Source organism: Leucobacter iarius (assembly GCF_039530105.1).
Classification (GTDB): domain Bacteria; phylum Actinomycetota; class Actinomycetes; order Actinomycetales; family Microbacteriaceae; genus Leucobacter; species Leucobacter iarius.
Genome location: NZ_BAAAOB010000006.1, coordinates 65,549 through 84,650, shown reverse-complemented (window position 1 = coordinate 84,650; position 19,102 = coordinate 65,549). Strand labels below are relative to the sequence as shown.

Annotated in this window: 15 protein-coding genes and 1 pseudogene; 9 read left to right on the top strand and 7 right to left on the bottom strand. The window is 73.6% G+C overall.

Annotation, left to right across the window (positions count from 1 at the left end; all coding sequences use genetic code 11):
• Nucleotides 1–46 precede the first annotated feature (46 nt).
• Nucleotides 47–607, top strand: a complete 561-nt coding sequence (locus ABD169_RS15835) for a dihydrofolate reductase family protein (protein ID WP_344033588.1) — start codon at nucleotides 47–49, stop codon at nucleotides 605–607.
• Nucleotides 608–614: 7 nt separating this feature from the next.
• Here the strand turns inward: ABD169_RS15835 and ABD169_RS15830 are convergent, their stop codons facing one another.
• Nucleotides 615–1,187 carry a TetR/AcrR family transcriptional regulator gene (locus tag ABD169_RS15830; RefSeq protein WP_046454113.1) on the bottom strand — a complete coding sequence of 191 codons (573 nt, stop codon included), beginning with the start codon at nucleotides 1,185–1,187 and terminating at the stop codon, nucleotides 615–617.
• An 87-nt stretch (nucleotides 1,188–1,274) separates the two neighbouring features.
• Between ABD169_RS15830 and ABD169_RS15825 the strand changes: the two genes are divergently transcribed.
• Nucleotides 1,275–2,021: a siderophore-interacting protein gene (locus ABD169_RS15825; protein ID WP_344033587.1), complete on the top strand. Its 747-nt coding sequence runs from the start codon at nucleotides 1,275–1,277 to the stop codon at nucleotides 2,019–2,021.
• A 30-nt stretch (nucleotides 2,022–2,051) separates the two neighbouring features.
• On the opposite strand, the gene ribB is transcribed toward ABD169_RS15825, so the two are convergent.
• Nucleotides 2,052–2,684 carry a 3,4-dihydroxy-2-butanone-4-phosphate synthase gene (gene ribB / locus ABD169_RS15820; protein WP_344033586.1) on the bottom strand — a complete coding sequence of 211 codons (633 nt, stop codon included), beginning with the start codon at nucleotides 2,682–2,684 and terminating at the stop codon, nucleotides 2,052–2,054.
• Nucleotides 2,685–2,847: 163 nt separating this feature from the next.
• Between ribB and ABD169_RS15815 the strand changes: the two are divergent.
• Nucleotides 2,848–3,873 (top strand): annotated as a pseudogene (locus ABD169_RS15815) (MFS transporter); the annotation flags it as partial.
• Between the two features lie 47 nt (nucleotides 3,874–3,920).
• On the opposite strand, the gene ABD169_RS15810 reads toward ABD169_RS15815, so the two are convergent.
• A complete protein-coding gene (locus tag ABD169_RS15810) occupies nucleotides 3,921–4,862 on the bottom strand; it encodes an AraC family transcriptional regulator (protein ID WP_344033585.1) in 942 nt (313 codons plus the stop codon).
• A gap of 92 nt (nucleotides 4,863–4,954) precedes the next feature.
• On the opposite strand from ABD169_RS15810, the gene ABD169_RS15805 reads away from it, so the two are divergent.
• Nucleotides 4,955–5,788, top strand: coding sequence for a TSUP family transporter (locus ABD169_RS15805; RefSeq protein WP_344033584.1), 834 nt, complete (start codon nucleotides 4,955–4,957; stop codon nucleotides 5,786–5,788).
• Between the two features lie 55 nt (nucleotides 5,789–5,843).
• On the opposite strand, the gene ABD169_RS15800 is transcribed toward ABD169_RS15805, so the two are convergent.
• Entirely contained in the window at nucleotides 5,844–7,886 is a 2,043-nt protein-coding gene (locus ABD169_RS15800; RefSeq protein WP_344033583.1) for an Ig-like domain-containing protein, read from the bottom strand.
• Nucleotides 7,887–8,049: 163 nt separating this feature from the next.
• Between ABD169_RS15800 and ABD169_RS15795 the strand changes: the two genes are divergently transcribed.
• A complete protein-coding gene (locus tag ABD169_RS15795; RefSeq protein ID WP_344033582.1) occupies nucleotides 8,050–10,812 on the top strand; it encodes a helix-turn-helix transcriptional regulator in 2,763 nt (920 codons plus the stop codon).
• 37 nt (nucleotides 10,813–10,849) lie between these two features.
• Here ABD169_RS15795 and ABD169_RS15790 read toward each other — a convergent pair whose 3' ends face one another.
• Nucleotides 10,850–11,353, bottom strand: a complete 504-nt coding sequence (locus ABD169_RS15790) for a winged helix-turn-helix transcriptional regulator (RefSeq protein ID WP_344033581.1) — start codon at nucleotides 11,351–11,353, stop codon at nucleotides 10,850–10,852.
• A 95-nt stretch (nucleotides 11,354–11,448) separates the two neighbouring features.
• Here ABD169_RS15790 and ABD169_RS15785 point away from each other — a divergent pair, with 95 nt between their 5' ends.
• Entirely contained in the window at nucleotides 11,449–11,985 is a 537-nt protein-coding gene (locus tag ABD169_RS15785) for an SRPBCC family protein (RefSeq protein WP_344033580.1), read from the top strand.
• A 45-nt stretch (nucleotides 11,986–12,030) separates the two neighbouring features.
• Here the strand turns inward: ABD169_RS15785 and ABD169_RS15780 are convergent, their stop codons facing one another.
• On the bottom strand, nucleotides 12,031–13,587 hold the full coding sequence (locus ABD169_RS15780) for a molybdopterin-dependent oxidoreductase (protein WP_344033579.1): 1,557 nt from the start codon (nucleotides 13,585–13,587) through the stop codon (nucleotides 12,031–12,033).
• A 479-nt stretch (nucleotides 13,588–14,066) separates the two neighbouring features.
• Between ABD169_RS15780 and ABD169_RS15775 the strand changes: the two genes are divergently transcribed.
• The 3 genes from ABD169_RS15775 to ABD169_RS15765 all read left to right on the top strand — a co-directional run bounded on the left by ABD169_RS15775 (nucleotide 14,067) and on the right by ABD169_RS15765 (nucleotide 18,347).
• Nucleotides 14,067–14,303, top strand: a complete 237-nt coding sequence (locus tag ABD169_RS15775) for a hypothetical protein (RefSeq protein WP_344033578.1) — start codon at nucleotides 14,067–14,069, stop codon at nucleotides 14,301–14,303.
• A 44-nt stretch (nucleotides 14,304–14,347) separates the two neighbouring features.
• Entirely contained in the window at nucleotides 14,348–17,299 is a 2,952-nt protein-coding gene (locus ABD169_RS15770) for a helix-turn-helix transcriptional regulator (RefSeq protein WP_344033577.1), read from the top strand.
• A 151-nt stretch (nucleotides 17,300–17,450) separates the two neighbouring features.
• Entirely contained in the window at nucleotides 17,451–18,347 is an 897-nt protein-coding gene (locus ABD169_RS15765) for an acetamidase/formamidase family protein (RefSeq protein ID WP_344033576.1), read from the top strand.
• On the opposite strand, the gene ABD169_RS15760 is transcribed toward ABD169_RS15765, so the two are convergent.
• A complete protein-coding gene (locus ABD169_RS15760; protein WP_344033575.1) occupies nucleotides 18,334–19,077 on the bottom strand; it encodes a FadR/GntR family transcriptional regulator in 744 nt (247 codons plus the stop codon). The genes ABD169_RS15765 and ABD169_RS15760 overlap by 14 nt on opposite strands.
• Between the last annotated feature and the right edge of the window lie 25 nt (nucleotides 19,078–19,102).

Genomic DNA, 19,102 nt, shown 5'->3' with positions numbered 1-19,102 from the left:
CCGATCGGCGCTTGCGCGATCCGCGCTGCGAGCGCACCATCGAGGAATGCTGACCATCTCGATGAGCGTCTCGCTCGACGGGTTCATCTCGGACCGCTCGGGCGGTCTCGACTGGGGCGCGCCGAGTCCGGAGCTCTTCGCGTTCCAGCTCGAGCACGTGCGCTCGCTCGACGCCTACCTGCTCGGCCGGCGCCTGTACGAGACGATGCTCGTCTGGGAGACCGATCCCGGCATGCGTTCGACTCCCGCGAGTGCGGAGTTCGCGGACGTCTGGGCTGCGCTGCCGAAGACGGTGTTCAGCCGGAGCGGGGTCCGGGTCGACGGTGCGGCGCGACTCGCGGACGCCCCGCTCCGCGAGGAGGTCGAGCGCGCCCGGGGCGACGGCGGCACTCGGACGGTGTCGATCGGCGGCGCCGATCTGGCCGGCCAGGCGTTGCGCCTCGGCCTGGTCGACGAGGTCCGCCTGCTCAGGTGCCCGGTGATCCTCGGCGGCGGGACCCCCCTCTTCCCGGAGCTCGCGTCGCCGATCGTGGCGGAGCTCGCCGAGATCCGGCTGTTCGAACCCGGCATCGTGTTCGAGCGGTACCGCCTTCCGCGCGGGGCCTGATCCGCGGCTACCGAGCGAGGAAGCGCGCCGCCATGCGCTGCAGCTCGGTGCGTTCGGCGGTGCGGCCCTCGGCGAGGATCCGGTACACGAGCGGCCCGACGAGCTCGGCGACGAGGGCGTCGGTGTCCGGTTCGGCGGCGAGCGCTCCGTGCGCCCGCGCGCTGCCGATGACCGCGCGCGCGGCGTCGCCCAGCACGTCGGTTCCGCTCAGCAGCTCGGCCACCTTCCGGTCGTGCTGGGCCTCGCCGAGCAGTGCACGGTAGGCGAGCCCGGCGTCGGATCGGGTGAGGAAGGTCGTCAGTGCGACGAGGAACGCGGTCACCTCGGACTCGGCGTCCGCACCGGAGCGCACGGTCAGCTCGCGCGCCGCGTCGGCGGCGCTCGCCTCGAGCAGGATCTCGGCCTTCGAGGACCACCATCGGTAGACGGTCTGGCGGCCGACCCCTGCGCGTTCGGCGATGCCCTTCATGGTCATCGCCGCGTAACCCTCCTCGACGAGCATGTCGTCGACGGCTCGGAGCACGGCGAGCCGGGCGTCCTCGCTGCGCGGACGGCCGAGTGGGCGGGTGCGTTCGGTCATGCCCCGACCCTAGCACTTTCGGTGCTTGATGTTCCGAAAAGGCCGAGCTACTGTTGCAATACACCTTGCCTCGAAAAGGAGTTCCGCATGCCCTCCGCACCCGCGAACGCGACGCGCCCCGCACGCCGCCCCACCACATCGCGCGACGTCGTCGTCACCGCCCGCGAGCAGATCACCGAGCACATGCTCCGCCTCACACTCGGAGGCGACGACGACCTCGCGCCCGTGGTGCACGGCACCCCGGGATCCTGGGTAAAGCTCTTCGTCCCCGACCCGCGCGACCCCAGCGGATCGACCGAGCACGGCCGGGCCTACACGGTGCGCGGCTTCAACCCCATCAGCAACGAGGTCGATATCGACGCGTTCCTGCACGACGGCGGCACGATGCCGCGCTGGGCCGAGAGCTGCGCCGTCGGCGAGACCGCTCGCATCGGAGGCCCCCGCCCCAGCGGAGCGCCGGGGCGGGACGCCGCCTCGATGCAGCTCTTCGGCGACGAGACCTCGCTTCCCGCGATCGCCGCGATCCTCGAACGGGAGCGCGGCCACCGCCCGATCCACGCCTGGGTCGAGCTCGCCGACGACGCCGACCGGCAGGAGATCGCGCTCTCGCGCGGGGCCGGGATCACCTGGCTTCAGCGCGCGGCCCACGCCGCCCCGGGGTCCGCGCTGGTGGACACCGCGACCCGACTGCGGTTCGAGCCGGACGCGGGGGTCTGGTTCGCCGCGGAGGCCGGAGCAGCCCAGCGGTTCCGCGGACTGGTGCGCGGCCTGGACCTCGCCGACCTGCACGTCCAGGGCTACTGGCGCGCCGGCGTCGGCGACTACCGCGAGTAGCGGCTCACGCGACCGGGGCCGCCGAGGCCCCTACGCCCCGGCCGCTCCGCCCGCGATGACGTGCTCCCGCACGGCGGCGACGGTCGTGATCGCCATCCCGGCGAAGCGCTCGCTCCGGAGCACGTCGTCCAGGCGGCGCATCTCCCCTTCGTCGTCCACCAGTTCGGCGAGCACCCCGACCGGACGCAGGCCGGCCAGCCGGAGGAGGTCGATCGCGACCTCCGTGTGCCCGCCGCGCCCGCGCACCCCGTCGGGATGCGCACGCAGCGGGAGCACGTGTCCCGGACGGATCAGATCCCGCGGCCCAGCTTGCGGGTCGGCGAGCACGTTCACGGTGCGCGCGCGGTCCGTCGCGGAGATCCCGGTACTGCCGACCGACCGCGCATCGACGGTCACGGTGTAGGCGGTCCCGCGCGGATCCTCGCTCTCCGCCACGAGCGGCGGGAGCTCGAGCAGATCGGCGCGCTCCGCCGTGAGCGGCGCGCAGAGCAGCCCGGAGGTCTGCCGCACCATCCACCCGATGCTCGCCGCGGTGGCGAGCTCCGCCGAGACGATCGCATCGACCTCGTTCTCGCGCGACGCATCGTCCGCGACGAGCACGATCCGCCCCGCTCGGAGCTGATCTACGACTTCGGGAACCGGGGTGAGCGCTCGCTCCTCCATGCTGAGAGACCTCCTCTAGTCAACGAGACGACCTGTCTCGTTATTCGCCCCAGGGTATCAGGACACCGTGGACCGCAAAGCGGTCATTGAATAATGAGACACGGTGGATTGAATAAGTGTTATCATTTCGAGGCATCTTGTCTCATTTCTAAGGAGCGCTTCCATGCCTTCCCCGACCACGCTCTCGTCGCCGCCGCACGTCGCCGCTTCCGCGGTGCCCCGGCGGGCCGTCGTCGCGACCGCCTTCGCTTTCGCAGTGACGATGATGGGCACCACCATCCCGACCCCGCTCTACTCCATCTATTCGGCGGAACTCGCCTTCTCGCCGCTGACCGTGACCGTGCTCTTCGCCGTCTACGCGCTCGGCGTCGTGGGCGCGCTCTCACTGTTCGGCCGCCTGTCCGACGACCTCGGACGCCGACCCGTGCTGCTGATCGCCGTCGCGCTCGCCCTGTTCAGCGCGATCCTGTTCATGCTCCCGCCGTCCCTGCCGCTCCTCATCGTCGCGCGCGTGATCTCCGGCCTCGGCGCCGGCCTCATGAGCGGCACGGGCACCGCGGCCGTCATCGATCTCTTCCCCGCAGAGCGGAAGGCCGCCGCGGGCACGCTCGCGGTCGCCGCGAACACCGGGGGCCTCGCGCTCGGAACGTTCCTCGCCGGCCTCCTCGCCGACGTCGCGCCCCTGCCCCTGGCCGTCCCCTTCATCGCGCACCTCGCGCTCTGCGCGCTCGCCCTGATCAGCCTGGCGGCCTGGACCCCGGCCCCCGCGCCGGACGCGCGCGGCACGCTCCGGATCCGCCCGCGCCGCCTCCGGGTGCCGCCCGAGATCCGCGGCTCCTTCGTCCGGGCCGTTCTGGCCGCGGGCACCGGTTTCGCCGTGACCGGAGTGCTGACCGCGGTCTCGGCGCTCTTCCTCGCGAAGGAATTGCACCTCGCCAGCCACCTGCTCGCCGGTTCCGTCGTCGCGATCGCCTTCGCAGGCATGGCCGTCGGACAGCTCATCGCCCGCCGCATGCGCCCGCGCACCGCGCTCGCGGTCGGCTGCGCTGGCCTCGTCCTCGCCGCGGCCGCCCTCGCGGCCGCGCTCTCCGCGGCACTGCTCGCCGCGCTCCTCGTCTCCGCCGTGCTGCTCGGCGTCTCGGGCGGCCTCTGCCTGAACGCGGGGATCGCGACGACGGTCGAGCAGGTGCCCCCGGCGCACCGCGGCGAGGTCTCGTCCTCCTTCTTCGCGGGGATCTACCTCATGCTCGCGGTGCCCGCGATCGGCGTCGGGCTGCTCGCCGTCGCCACCGGTCTGCGCCCGGCGGGACTCGTGTTCGCCGCGGTCGTGGCCGTGCTCGCCGCCGCGGTCGGCATCGTCGAGCTCGTCGGCGCACGTCGCTCGGCGCGCTGAGATTCCGCCGTCCCGGCCGGACGTGCGCTCGATCGCAGCCGGGACGGCGGCACGCCGAACGCCCGGGTGACGGCCGCGGTGAACGATGCGGGCGACGCGTAGCCGAGCTCCGCCGAGACCTCCGTCACCGTGCGCCGCTCCAGCATCGGCAGTGCGGCCAGCAGCCGCGCCCGGGCCCTCCAGGCGGCCGGCGAGACCCCGGCCGCTTCACGGAACCGACGATCGAACGTCCGCCCGCTCATGGCCGCGCTCGCCGCCCATTCGTCGTTCGTCACGGCGAGGTCCGGACTGCTCAGGAACGCGCGGCACAGCTCGCGGAACGGCTCCTCCGCGGGCACCGTCACGTGGAAGGGCAGCGGCGCTCCGGCGCGGAGCTCGTGCAGGATCAGCCCGATCACCGCTCCGTCGCGCCCCGAGACGTCGTAGTCGATCGCGAACCGGCTGGCCTCGCTCAGCAGCTCCCGCAGGAGCGCCCCCACCTCGACCACGGTGCACCGGGTCGACCACCACGGGACCGCGGCCGGCTCGATGTAGAGGCTCCAGGTCGTCACCCCGTCCATCCGCACCTCGTGCGGCGTTCCGGGCGGGATCAGCACAGCGCGATCCTCGGGGACGACCCAGGACCCGTCGTCGGTATCGACCCGCATCACCCCGTGCACGCCGTGCAGGAGCTGCGCCCGGCGATGCGCGTGCCGTGCCAGCATGAAGTCGGGCGGGTACTCGGTCCCGATCGGCAGCACGTCGACCGGGAGCCGATCGACGGCTTCGAGCGATCCGTTGAGCACGGTCCCACCCTACGCTCGATCTGGCCGGAACTCGAAGAAGAGTGTCCGACCTTCGATTGCCGGTATTCGCCCATCGGCGATGGACTGGACCGGTGCTCGCTTCCCTCGCCCTCATCGTCCTCATCGGCATCGCCGTCGGCATCACGACGGCGCTCTTCGGCTTCGGCGGCGGCTTCGTCGCCGTCCCGGTGATCGCGCTCTTCGACGCCGACCTCGGCGCTCGGGCGATCCCCGTCGCCACCGCGACGTCCGCGCTCGTCATGCTCGTGAACGGCATCGTCGCGACGGTCTCGACCGACCGCCGGACCCTGGCGCGATTGCGCGGGCGCGGGCTCCTGGTCGCACTGCTCGCCGCGGGCGGTGCCGCCGGTGCCGCGGCGGGGCGGTTCTCGCCCGAGTGGCTGATCCGCTGGGGCTTCGTCGCCTACGTCGCGATCACGATCGCCGATCTCCTGCTGCGCCCGGGATTCCTGCGCCGCACGCAGCCCGCCGAGCGCGACGCGAAGCCGCGGGCGCGGAAGACCGGCGGCGTCCCGGACTCGCTGGGCTTCGGCATCGGCGCCGTCGCGGCCTTCCTCGGCGTCGGCGGCAGCGTGATGACGGTTCCCCTGATGCGTCGCGCGGGAACCTCGATGGCCGTGGCGGCGACCCTCGCGAACCCGCTCACCGTGGCCGTGGTCGCCCCGGCGTTCGCGGTCTCGCTGCTGCTCCCGCCGGGCCTCGGCCAGTCGGAAGCAGCGACGGCATCCGTCCCCGGTCTGGTCGGTTCGGTCGACCTCCCTTCGGCTCTGGCGCTGCTCGTCGGTGCGATCCCCGTGATCGTGCTGCTGCGCCGGAGGCCCCCGCGGATCCCCGACAGTGTGCACGCCTGGACCTATCTCGCTCTGCTCGCCGTTTCGGCGGGCGCCGTGGCGCTGGCCCGGTGACAGGGTCACCGGGCCGGCGCCTGAGCCGCACCGAGTGCGGCGCGGCCTCCCGTCGCTATCGACGCGGTGCCGTCGCGACCCGGCGACGGACCGCGGCCGCGGTCACCGCTGCCGCTCCGCAGATGATGGCGAGCACGCCCAGCGCCGCAGCGGGCGCCGATGCGGAGTCGATCCCCGTCCGCGTCAGCACCGCGGGTCCGCCCGCGACGAGCGGTGCCGGGGTCGGCTTCGGCACCTGCGGCACCGGAGGTGCGGCGGTCACGACGATCTTCACCTCCGCGCTACTCGATCCCTCGAACGACGCGTCTCCGGCGTAGGACGCGCGCAGCACGTGCGTTCCGACGGCCAGGTTCTTGAGCTCCACGGTTGCGGGATCCGCATCGCCGACGGGGATCCCGGCTCCGTAGGGAGCGCCGTCGAGGGTGAGCTGCACCGACCCGCCGGGCTCGATGACCGCGGGCGACAGGAGGCTGGTCGAGACGGTCGCCGTGGCCGTGGCCCCGACCTGGACCGAGCCGAAGTCGAGCCCGAGCGCGGTCGTCGTACGCCCCTTCGCCGCATCGATCGAGACCGTGCCCTGCGGCGCCACCGAATAGTCGGCATCGCCCGCGTAGTCGATCGTGAACTCGGAGGTGCCCGCGACCCAGGCCGGATGGAACTCGAAGGAGCCGTCCGCGGCGATCGGCGCCGTCCCCAGCACCCCGCCCCCGGTGGAGACGGTGACCGAGCCGGTCGGGGCCGCCGGATCCGCGGCACGGGCGTCGTTCGCCGCAGCGGCGGGGGTCCCGGTCTCCGGTTCGGTCTGCGGGGCCGGACCGACCAGCACGCGGCCGGTGATCGTCAGGGGCCCGCCGACCTGCGCGGGCGCGGCGCCCGCGAGGTCCGCGAAGTGCGTCGGGGCCGGATCCACGATCTGGGTCAGCGTTCCGGTCGCCGGCGCGAACGGCGCATCGCCCGGATCGTATGCGAACTCGAGCGCGTGGGAGCCGACCGCGGTGACGAGCCCGGGGAAGCTCGCGGTGCCGTCCGCGGCCACGAGAGCCGTGGCGATGTCGGTGCCGCCCTCGGACGCCGTGACCGTGCCGGTCGGCACCGCGCCGCCCTCGGTGTTCGCGACCGTGGCCGTGATCGTCGCGGGAGTGCCGTAGACGGACCGGCTCTGCGTCGAGACCGCCGAGAGCGAAGTCCCCTGCTCGATCGTGTACGAGAGCTGCACGAAGCCGTTGCCGCCCCAGTAGCGCTGATCCTGCAGCAGCTGCACGCCGGCGCCGGTGTCGATCCAGCTCTGCCCGCCGGCACCGCCGCCGCCACCGCCGCCGCCGGCCTTGCCGCCGCCACCGCCGAAGCCCGCGTTGATGCCGGCTCCGCCACCACCACCGCCACCACCGGAGGAGCTCTTCCCGGCGTTGCCTCCGCCGGTGCCGTTGCCGCCGTTGCCCGCGAAACCGCCGCCGTTGCCGTGCCCGGCACCCGTGCCGTTCTCGCCGCCCTGGCCCGAGGCGCCGCCCACACCACCGCGGTAGTCGACGAAGGCTCCCCCGAGGCCGCCGCCACCGCCACCGCCACCGCCGACGACCAGCTCGTGGTCACCGGCAGCCGTGCGGATCCGCACTGCGCTCGCACCGCCGCCACCGCCGCCCGCATGTCCCTCGAGCGAGCCGGTGTTCCCGTTACCGCCGCGCAGCCAGCCGGCGCCGCCGCTTCCCGGGTTCGACTTCGATCCCGTGGGGCCGCCCATGGTGCTCGTATAGAAGACGAGCTTCTGCCCCGGTTCGACCGGGACCCGGGCGAGCAGCCGTCCGCCGGCGCCGCCCGCCCCGTCGGAGGTGATCGACCAGTCGGTGCCCGGGAAGTTGACGGATCCGCCACCGCCTCCGGCCGAACCGGCGACGTCGACGGTGATCGCGTGCACACCCGCGGGCACGGTCCACTCCTGCCCCGAGAGCGATCCGATGGCGAAGGGGGCGACTTCGGTCGCGGCCGCGGCGGGAGTCGCCGCGGCGAGCCCTCCGACGAGTGCGGCGGCGACCAGCGTCGTGCCGGTGATGCCCGCGGTGAGCGCGCGCCGCCTGCGGGCGGGAGGACGGAGGCCGAGCATGATCGGTCCTTTCATCGAGAGACGTTTCCGATCGGAATCTAGGTCGCGGCGAGGGCTCGTTCCCGCGCGGGACGCGAAACCTATCCGTCGCTGATGGGCGCGGTTGCGAGTAGCATCGGCACACGCACCGCCGCACCGGGCGGCACCCCCCGAGAGGATTCCGATGCATCCCGCGCCCGCAGCGATCCCGCACCCCGCACTCGCCGCGGAGGATCGCCCCGGCGCCGTGCTCGACGCCGCGCGGCGGACCCGCAGCGCCCTGGTCGCCGTCACAGGCCTTCCGGGGGTCGGCAAGAGCACCTGGGTGCGGCAGCTGATCGAGGCCGGATCGGGCCGGGCGCGGATCATCGCCACCACGGCCGACGCCTTCGAGCAGTCGCTCCCCTTCGCGCTGGCCGACAAGGTGGCCCGCGCCGCCGGGATCCGCGAGGGCCTGCTCGACGCACCGACCGCGCTCGACCTGCTCTCCGCCGGGCGCGCGCTCCTGCCCGCGCTCACCCGCGGCGTCTCCTCGGGCCGGCCGCTCTGCGTCATCGTCGACAACGCGCAGTGGATCGACGACGCATCGGCCGGCGTGCTCCGCTTCGTGCTCGGCCGCGTCGCGCACGGCGGGCTGCTCGTCGTGCTCAGCGGGCACGCGCCCCGGGTCGGCGGGCTCGCGGAATCGATCGTGGCCGCGGACCCGACCGCCTGGGGCGAGGTCCGACCGCTCGCGATCGACCCGCTCGACGCCCCCGAGGTGCGCGAGTACGCCTCGCGCGTGCACGGACGCGAGATCTCGCTCCGGCTCGCGGAACGGATCAGGGACCTCTCGGGCGGACTCCCCGTGCACATCGACGCCCTCGTCGCGGGCATGGAGCGCACGGCGCCGGACCGCAGCCATTGGGACGAGGACGTGCAGTTCCCGAGCATCCCCGAGAATCCGTTCCACACCGTCGGCACGGGCGCCACGTCCGCGATCGCCACCACGGTGGAGATCGCGTCGGTGCTGCGCGGATCGCTCGAACGGCACGAACTGCTCGGAGTCGCGCACCGCCTGGGCGAGTCCGCCGACATCGCCGGCGCACTCGCGGCAGGGCTGCTGGTCACCGCGAGCGACCAGCGGATCGCCCCGTTCCACGACCTGTACGCGGCCGACGTCGCGACCCGCATCGACTCCGCCAAGCGCCGCGAGGTGCTGACCGCCGCCGCGGACGCCCTGTCGAGCACACACCGGGCGCTCGTCTGCCGGCTCGACGCGGCCGAGGAGCTCGACCCGCTGCTCCTCGCCGAAGTGCGCACGACCGCCGCAGGAGCGGTCTCCGAGGGCCAGCCGGACCGAGCGATCGAGTACCTGCGCCGGGCATCCGCACTGGCGGACCCGCAGCTGCGCGACGAGCTCGTCGTCGAGATCTGCATCCTCGCGGCGGCCGAGCTCGTCAGCCCCTCGGTGCTCGACCTGCTCCCCGAGCTCGAACGGATGCCGAGCTCGCCGCTGCGCGACCTCGCGCTGCTGCAGACCCGGCAGATCACCGGGGACATCCCCTGGGCGGCCGAGTTCGCCGCAGGCCTGCTCGCCGCCTCCGTCGCGCACCCCGACGCCCGCACCCTCGAACTGCACACCGCGATGCTGGCGGTCATGATCCAGCTCACCACCGGCGACTACGGCCCGCTGCCCGCGCTGCTGGACCGCACACGCGACCTCGCCGACGCGCTCGCGGCGCACCCCGCGGCCGTCGCCGACCGCCGCCTGCTCCCGCTCCCCTCGCCCGCGGAGGTCGGACTGCGGGCGACCGCTCTGCTGGTGCTCTCGACCGAGCGGCTCGGACTCCGCGAGCGCACCGCGGCGGAGCTCGACGCGCTCGGCGCACGGATCGGCGCGGCCATCGATTCCCCCGCGCTCTCCGACGCGCTCGTCTGCCGCGCCGGGCACCTCGGCGGGATCGGTCGGATCGCGGAGGCCGCGACCGACCTCGAACGCGTGGCCCGACTGCGCGAGTCCGGCGTCGCCGGGTGGAGCATCGGCCATGCCCGTGTGCAGCAGGCCTACTGCGCCTGGCTGCTCGGCCGCACCGCGGAGGCCGCCGAACGCCTCGAGGAGGCGATCGCGACGGTGCTCGACAGCATCGACGTATCGGCCCGGCCGCTCTCCTACCTGCTGCGCGCCGTGCTGCACGCCACCGCCGGCGACACCGAGGGGTACGAGCGCGACCTGCGCACGGCCGCCGAGGTCACGGTCACGGCCTACGACACCATGGGCGTCGAGCTCGAGCTCCTCGCCGCGGTGGTCCGCGCCCGCGCGCTGGATCGGCCGGAGGAGGTGCTCGAGATCCTGTCGGACGAACGGATCGGCCCCCGCTGGCTGGCCGGAACCTCGATCTTCACCTACCGGGTCGATGCGCTCGCCGCGCTGGGCCGTGCCGAGGAAGCGGACCGCGAACTCGCGCGGCTCACCGAGCTGGCCGGCGACTCGTGGGAACCGATCTTCGGCGGCCTCGACTGGCTGGAGGGTCGGGTCGCCGAGGCGTACGGCCTGCACGACCGCGCGATCCGCGCGTACCGGCGCGCGGCGAAGGACGGGCTGCCCGGGCCCCGCGCCCAGGCCGCGTTCGACGCCGGACGGCTGCTGCTCGCTTCCGGCGAGGGCGAGGCGGGCGATCGCATGCTGGGCATCGCGGCAAAGGGCTTCGGGCCGCTCGGCGCCCACGACGCGCTCCGCCGGATCTCGCTGCTGCGCGATGCCCCCGCGTCCGAGGCGGACCGCGCGCTCGGGGGCCTCAGCGGCCGCGAACGGGAGGTCGCGGTGCTGGCCGGATCCGGGCTGACCAACAGCGAGATCGCGGAACGCCTCTACCTCTCGCCCGCGACCGTGGCGTTCCACATGCGCAACGTACTGGCGAAGCTCGGGCTGCGTTCGCGCCGCGAACTGCGCGGCCTGAGCCGCTGATCCGGCGGGCCGGGAGCGCCGGTCCGGCGAGCCGCCGCTAGGCTCCGGCGCGCGATCCGCCGCGGCGTGCCGCGAGGTACTCGTTGGGCATGCCCGGCCCGATCCGCACGCCGACCTCGCCCGCGGGCACCCGCCCGCAGCTCGCGCACTCGGCGACGGCGTGGACCGCGCTCGCGTCGGGATCCTCCGCACCGGCGGAGGGGCAGCCGAGGTGCCGGTACAGGATCGGCGGGTCGATCGGCGACGCCCACTCGTCGCCCCACTCGGTGAGCGCCATGAGCGAGACGGCGAGCGCCCGCCCCTTGGACGTGAGCGCGTAGTCGCTCGCGCCGCTGCGCTCCATGATCCCGCTCTCGACGAAGGCGTCGAGGCGCGAAGCGAGCACGTTCGTCGCGATGCCGAGGTTGTGCTGGAAGTCGCCGAAGCGGCTCACCCGGGCGAAGAGGGCGTCGCGGATGATGAGCAGGCTCCAGCGCTCGCCGACGAGCTCGAGCGAGCGGGCGATCGAGCAGACCTGGGTGTCGTAGCGCTTTCCCAACATGCCCCGACCGTATCACTTGCGTGATGCAAGTTCTCGACCTAGGCTCACTTGCATCACGCAAGCAGCGTGTTCCCCACCGGACGAAGGAGCCCGAGATGAGCCCGAACTACACCGCCGAGATCACCGTCGCCGCGACCCCGCAGGAGACGTACGACGCGATCCTCCGCGTGCCCGATTGGTGGGGGCGCATCACCGGAACCACCACCGCGGTCGGCGACGAATTCGTCTACGTGGTCCCCGGCCTCCACTACAGCGGATTCCGGGTCACCGAGCTCGAGCCCGGACACCGCATCGCCTGGCTCGTGACCGGCAGCCACCTGAGCTTCATCTCGGACACGCAGGAGTGGACCGGCACCACCGTCGTGTTCGACATCTCCCCCGCCGCCGACGGCACTGGCGCCACCGTCGTGTTCGCGCACGAGGGCCTCACGCCGGAGGTCGAGTGCTACGAGGTCTGCACGAACGCGTGGAGCATGTTCGTCACCGGCAGCCTGAAATCGCTCATCGAGACCGGAGAGGGGCAGCCCTACGACTTCGACGGGACGGAGGCGCTCACCGACGCCGACCACGAGGACCTGCACCGCGGGGTGCGCGAGGCGGTGGCGGCCGGGTCGGAGGAGCGCGGGGCCTGATCCGGAGCGGCACGGGATGCGGGATCCGGCCCGGATCCCACGGCCTCAGCCGTTCACGGTCACCGGGATCGTGTGCCAGCCCGTCGCGCCGTCCGGTGCGGGCGGGGCGATCTCGCCCGTCTGCACGGTGCCGTCCCGCGCGATCGCGCGGCAGCGGATCTCGTGCCGGCCGGCATCCGCCACCCACGGCAGGCTCCACTGCACCCACGTGTCGTTCGAGATCGCCGGGGCGAGGGTCGCGCGACGCCACGGACCGTCGTCGATCCGCACCTCGACCGCCGCGACGCCCACGTGCGGCTGCCAGGCGATCCCCGCGATCGCCGTCTCGCCCGCGGCGAGCGTCCGCCCGGCCCGCGGCACGTCGATGCGCGACTCCAGCTTGATCGGGCCGCGCGCCGACCAGCCGCGTTCCGTCCAGTAGGCGGTCGCCCGGTCGAAACGGGTCACCTCGAGATCGGTGACCCACTTCGTCGCCGAGACGTAGCCGTACAGGCCGGGCACGACCATGCGCACGGGGAATCCGTGCTCGAACGACAGGGGTTCGCCGTTCATGCCGATCGCGAGCAGCGCGTCGCGATCGTCGGTGAGCGTCTCGAGCGGCGTCCCCGCGGTGAACCCGTCGACCGAGGTCGAGAGCACCATGTCCGCGCCGCTGCTCGGCTTCGCCCGGGCCAGCAGCTCGCGGATCGGGACCCCGAGCCAGGCGGCGTTGCCGACGAGATCGCCGCCGACCTCGTTCGAGACGCACGACAGCGTCGCCGTCGTCTCCGTCATGGGCAGCCGCAGCAGCTCGTCCCAGCTCAACTCGACCTCCCGCGCGACCATGCCGTGGATCCGCAGCTTCCAGCTCGCCGGATCCACCGTCGGCACGACGAGCGCCGTGTCGATCCGATAGAACTCCGAGTTCGGAGTGATGAGCTTCGTGATGCCCGGCACGTCGAGCTCGGCGCCCGCCGGGATCGCGGGCCCGGGCGTCGCCGGGCGCGGCAGCCGGACCGCCTTGCGCACGTTCGCCACCGCGGCGGATCCGGCCCGCGCGGCCGTGCTCGCGATCGCGAGCGCGATGCCGACCGCGGCGGTGCCGCCCGCCCAGACGAGGAAGCGGCGACGGGAGGGGGCGGGGATCTCGGACGGACCCGCCTGGTGCGGCTCCGCCTGCGCGATCGGCGCGGGCTCCGGGAGCCGATCCCGCAGCAGCCGGAGCGCGCCCGCGGCGGCGAAGCCGGCGAGCAGCGACGGCGCCCAGGAGATCTCCGTGGCATCGGCCCGCGTGAGCGACAGTCCGCCGACCGCGAGTCCCATCGCGGCGAAAGCGACGATGCCGGTGCGCCGCCAGCGGGCCTCGCAGAGCCCCGCGACCGCCGAGACGGCGAGCAGCGCGACGGCGATCCCGGTGAGCAGTGCGGCCTTGTCGGAGGTGCCGAACCAGGCGATCGCGGTGTCCTTCGCCCAGGCGGGCGCCGCGTCGATGAGCGCGCCGCCGATCACCGCGAACGGCCCGGACGCGGGCGCGATGACCGCCGCGGCGAGCTCGCCAGCGCCGACGCCGAGCAGCGCGGCAGCGGCGCCTCCCGCGGCGGCGAGCGCTCTGCGACCGTTCATGCGCTCAGGATAGGCACGCCGAGCTGCGGAACGGCCGGATCCTTACCGCGCCGTAATACCCCGCGCTCGCCCTCGCGCCCACTCTCTCGCTCCCGCTGCCCGGGCCCCTCACTATCGCGCTTGCTTTCGCGCGTGATTTCTCGCGTGATTTCTCGGTCGAGTGAGCAGTTGTCCATGGAATGAGGCCGTATTCCATGGACAACTGCTCACTCGACCGGGAAACGACCGTTGGGGAGGTGGGTGGTGAGGAGCGGAGCGCGAGGAGCGGAGCGCGAGGAGCGGAGCGCGAGGAGCGGAGCGCGAGGAGCGGAGCGCGAGGAGCGGAGCGCGAGGACCGCTGCGGGCCCGGGGCCCGGGACCCGGGGCCAGGGGCCAGGGCCCGGAAGTAAGGATCCCCCGGCGGGAAATAGGGCACCTGCCCGATGGGGCCGAGGGGCCTTAGCGAGGACCGTAGAACCTACCGAGACAGGGAGAGCATCATGGACCTCAACACCTACATGGGATACCGCGTCACCGAGCAGGAGATCGCGCAGGCCGCGGTGCGGGCCGAACGGGCGCGCGTCGCCGCCGAGCACCGGGACCAGGTCGTTCCGCGCATCGGGATCGTGCGCCGCGCACTCACCGCGCTCACCGCCCACCGCGTCCCGACCGACGCCGCCCGTGCCGCGCGCGAGCGCGTCGGGAACGCGAGCGACCGCACCCCGCATCCCGCGTGATCGGCGTCGCCGCGAATGTCGGTGGCGGGTGGCAGGATGAGACCATGTCACTCGCCACCGCCTCCCCCGCCATGGTGGGCCGGGACGCCGAGCTCGCGTGCCTCGACGACGCCCTGCGCCGTGCCGAGGCGGGCGAGGCCGCGTCGCAGCTCATCGGGGGCGAGGCGGGCATCGGCAAGTCGCGGCTCACGTCCGAGTTCCGGCGGTCCGTCGCGGGCCGGGCCATCGTCCTCACCGGCTGGTGCCTCGACTACGGTTCGACGCCGGCGCCCTACGGCCCGCTCCCCGCGATCCTGCGGGGCGTCCTCGACGCGCTCGGCGACGCCGCCGACGAGGCCGCGGGGCCGGGGCGCGATGCCCTGCAGCTGCTGCTGCCCGAGCGCACCGCCGGGCCGATCGACCGCTCCGCGATCCGCCCCGAGGGGCTCGGCGAGACCATCGCGAACCTCCTCGAAGCCGCCGCGGCGACCCGCCCCGTCGTGGTGATCGTCGAAGACCTGCACTGGGCCGACGCCGCGACGCTGTCGATGCTGTCGTTCCTGCTCCGCGCGCTCGCCGGGCGGCCCGTGCTGTTCCTCCTCACTTGCCGCGTCGACGAGGTCCGTCGGGGCGGATCGATCCGCACCTTCCTGGCGGAGGCCGAGCGCGCCCGGCTCCTCGAGCGCCTGTCGCTCGCCCGCCTCGACACGGTCGCCGTGCGCGATCTCGTCTTCGGGCTGCGGGGCGCCGTCGACGACGCCGAGCTCGCGCACCTGGTCGAGCGCAGCGAGGGCGTCCCGTTCTTCGTCGAGGAGCTGCTCTGCAAGCCCGAAGGGCCGCTGCCCGACACGCTGCGTGACGTGCTCCTCGCCCGCTTCGACAGTCTCGGCGACGACGCCCGGCGCATCGTCCGGCTGACGTCCGGGGCCGAGGGCCCCATCGCGCACGAGCCGCTCGCCGAGCTCTTCGCGGGCGGCGATGACCGGCTCGACGATGCGCTTCGCGAGACCATGACCGCCGGCATCCTCACCATCCGCGACGGCGAGGCGTACGGCTTCCGCCACGCGCTGCTGCGCGAGGCGGTGCACGACGACCTGCTCCCGGGCGAGCGCGCCCGCCTGCACCGCAGCTACGCCGAGCTGCTTGAGCGCACGGGCGGATCCGAGGCCGCACTGGCCTACCACTGGCATCAGGCGCGCGACGCACCGCGCGCCCTCGCCGCGTCCGTGTGCGCCATGCAGCAGGCGAAGAACGCCTACGCGTTCTCCACCGCGGCCCGCTTCGGTGAGCTCGCCCTCGAACTCTGGGATCAGGTGCCCGACGCGGGTGCCGTCGCAGGCACCGAACGCATCGCGTTCCTCGCCCGGCTCGGATCCATCCTGCGCAACGGCGGGGACGGCGAGCGCGCGCTCGCGGTGGTCTCGCTCGCCCTCGACGAACTCGATCCTGCGACGGCCGAGCCCGCGGTGCACGCGCGCCTGCTGCGCGACCGCGCGCTCTACCTGCAGAATCTCGGGCGGCACGGCACCGTGCCGCTGCTGACGAAGGCGCTCGAGGTGATCGACGGCGACCCCGGCGAGGCGCAGCTGCGCGCCACCCTCCTCAACTTCCTGGGCGGACGCCACCTCACCGGTGCTCGGCTCGAGCAGGCCGTCGCGACCGCCGACGAAGCGTACCGGCTCGCCGAGACCGCCGACTCGGAGACCGCGATGTCGGTCGCCGCGAACCTGCGCGGCTGCGCGCGGGTGCACCTGGGCCAGGTCACGGCCGGACTCGCCGACTTCCGGCTGTCGTGGGAGCACGCGGTCGACCACGACAGCCAGCTGCGCCACCGCGTCAACTACGCCGACACGCTCAACCTGCTCGGCCGCTTCCGCGAGGCCGTCGAGGTCGCGGAGCTCGGCGTCGCCCACTCGCGCACCCTCGGCGTCGAGCGCGCGACCGGCTCGGTGCTGTCCCACAACATGGTCGAACCGCTGATCGAGCTCGGCGAGATCGACCGCGCCGAGGCGGCAACGACACGCGACCTGCAGGTGCGCACGCTGCAGATCTTCCGCCTCTACTCGACCATGTCGCGCATCCGCACCCTCGTCTGGCGCGGGCGGATCGCCGAGGCCGAGGCGCTGCTGGCCGAGTGGCGCCCGCGGGCGGAGGCGACCTCCGAGGTCGAGCGGCAGGTCTGGTACTCGCTGCGCAGCGTTGAGATCCTGATCGCGCTCGGTGCCGGCGATCCCCTGCGCGCGGCGGAGGCGTTGCAGCGCACGCTCGACGACGACGGCACGCGCACCGCGCAGCTGATCCGGATCCTCCTCGAAGGCGCACGGGTCGTCGCCGACCTGCGCACCGACGGTCACGTCGACCTCGCCGCGACCACCGCGGCAGCGCTCCGCACCGCCTGGCGCTCGCTCCCGATCGAACTGCAGATTCCCGGCTGGGGCCCCGTCATCGATGCCGTGCTCGACGCCGACACTGCGGCGCTCACCGAGGCGGTGCCGCTCGCGGACGGTGACGGGGTCCCGGCGGTGTTCGCCCCGATCGTGCGCCTCGAACTCGCGCGAGCGCACGCGGCTGCCGGCGACCGCGCCGCGGCAGCCGAGCAGGGCGCCGATGCACTCGCCCGGGCCGAGCGGCTCGAGCACGACCGCCTGCGGCGCAGGGCCGCCGAGTTCCTCGACGCGGCCGGCCTGCGCCGCGCGTCCGGCACGGGCCGGGGTGCGAGCACGGGTTCGGGCGCCGGCACGATCGCCGCTCTCGCCGGTGCCGCGACCGGCGACAGCGGCGCCGGCGTCGCCGATCTGACCTCGCGCGAGCGCCAGGTGCTCGACCTCGTCACCGAAGGGCTCAGCAATCGGCAGATCGGCGAGCGGCTGTTCATCAGCGCGAAGACCGCGAGCGTGCACGTCTCCGCGATCCTCCGCAAGCTCGGCGTCGCGACCCGCACCGAAGCGGCGGTGCTGGCGCGCACCGAGTCCCCGGCATCGCTCCCCGAGCAGACCACTGCGGCGGATCGCCTCTGACCCGCTGTTCGGCAGCGGCACGCCACCGCTCAGCAACGGCGCACCGTCCGACAGGAGTGGTGCGCAGCCGCCGCGCGTGCTTGCATAGGTCTAGCAGCTATACCTCTTCGGGCGCCCCGCGGCGCCTCCCCGAGTGAAACCGGAGCCCACCGTGCACGTTCTTCCCGCCGACAACGCCGTCCTGTCGCTCGCCCCCGAGCACGAGCCGGTCCTCACGATCGACTCCGGCGACGAGGTGCGCATCATCACGATGGACTGCTTCTCGAACACCATCACCGACGAATCGCAGCTGTTCAGCTCCGTCGGCTGGGACGACGTCAACCCCGCGACCGGCCCCATCGCGGTGCGCGGCGCACAGCCGGGCGACACCCTCAAGGTCGAGATCCTCTCGATCGAGGTCGACTCCGTCGGCACCATGACCACGCACCCCGACTTCGGCGTGCTCCCCGGCACGGTCGAGGAGCGCACCCGCCGCATCCCCGTGAGCGACGGGCTGATCCGCTTCAGCGACCGCCTCAGCATCCCGATCTCGCCCATGATCGGCGTGATCGGCACCGCCCCCGCCGACGAGTCCGTGCCGACCGGTACGCCGAAGGGCCACGGCGGCAACATGGACACGCGCCGCATCGCCGCCGGCACCACCCTGTATCTGCCCGTGGCCGTCGCGGGCGCGAACCTCGCGGTCGGCGACGTGCACGCGGCCATGGCCGACGGCGAGGTCGCCGTGTGCGGGCTCGAGATCGCGGCCGTCGTCGAGCTGCGCATCACCGTGATCCCCGGCCGGCCGCTCCCCCTGCCGTTCCTCGCGACCTCCGAGCACCTCATCGCGATCGCCTCGGCGCCCGAGCTGCGCGACGCAGTGACCGAGTCGACCCGCATGATGCGCGATCTGCTCGTCGAGCGGAGCGAGCTGGACGCGACCGACGCGCTCATGCTGCTCTCGCTCGTCGGGGACGCCCGCATCAGCCAGGTCGTGGATCCGTGGGCCACCGCCCGCATGGAGCTGCCGGTCGAGGTCGCCGAGGCCTACGGGATCAGCGCCCCCTGAGGTCCACCGCCGTCGCCTCGGCGCGCTTCCGCGCCTGCTCGATGAGGTCGCGGTCGATCATCGCGTGCCGCCGGGCGACCGCGCCCGCGGCCGCGATCTCGCCGGCGACGATCAGCCGCACGAGCTCCGTGTGATCCCGCGTCGCCCGCTCCTCCATCGCCGCCTGGTCTTCGATCGCGCCCCACGGATGCTGGGGCGCCGAGAGGCTCACGCGACGGTCGAGGAACAGCATGGCGTCGGCGAGCGCCGGGATGTGCGCGGCGTCCGAGATGGCGAGGTGCAGGCGCGAGTCCGCGGCCTGCTTCTCGCGCCCCGAGGCTGCGGCGACGAAATCGGCGAGGCGCGCCTCGAGGATCCGTACGTCGTCCGCGGTGCGTCGCTCGGCCGCGGCCTCGCAGATCGCGCCCTGGATCCGGCTGCCCGCGTCGATCGCGTCCTCGATCTCGGCGAGGCGCCGGTGCAGCAGCTGCGCGGCGGCGCTGCGCTCGTCGATGCGGGCGGCGGTGACGAAGTAGCCGCCGCCTCGGCCGCGGCGTACCTCGAGCAGGCCGGCCTCGGTGACCATGCGCAGCGCCTGCCGCATGGTCTCGCGCGCCACGTCGAGCGACTCGGCGAGCTCCCGCTCGCTCGGCAGCCGGGATCCGGGCAGGTACTCGCCGATCAGCACGGCCGTCAGCAGCCGATCCCGCAGCTCGTCGGCGCGGGTGCGCTGCTCGAACGCTTCGCTCATCGGCCCGCCTCCTTCGATTCCGGGG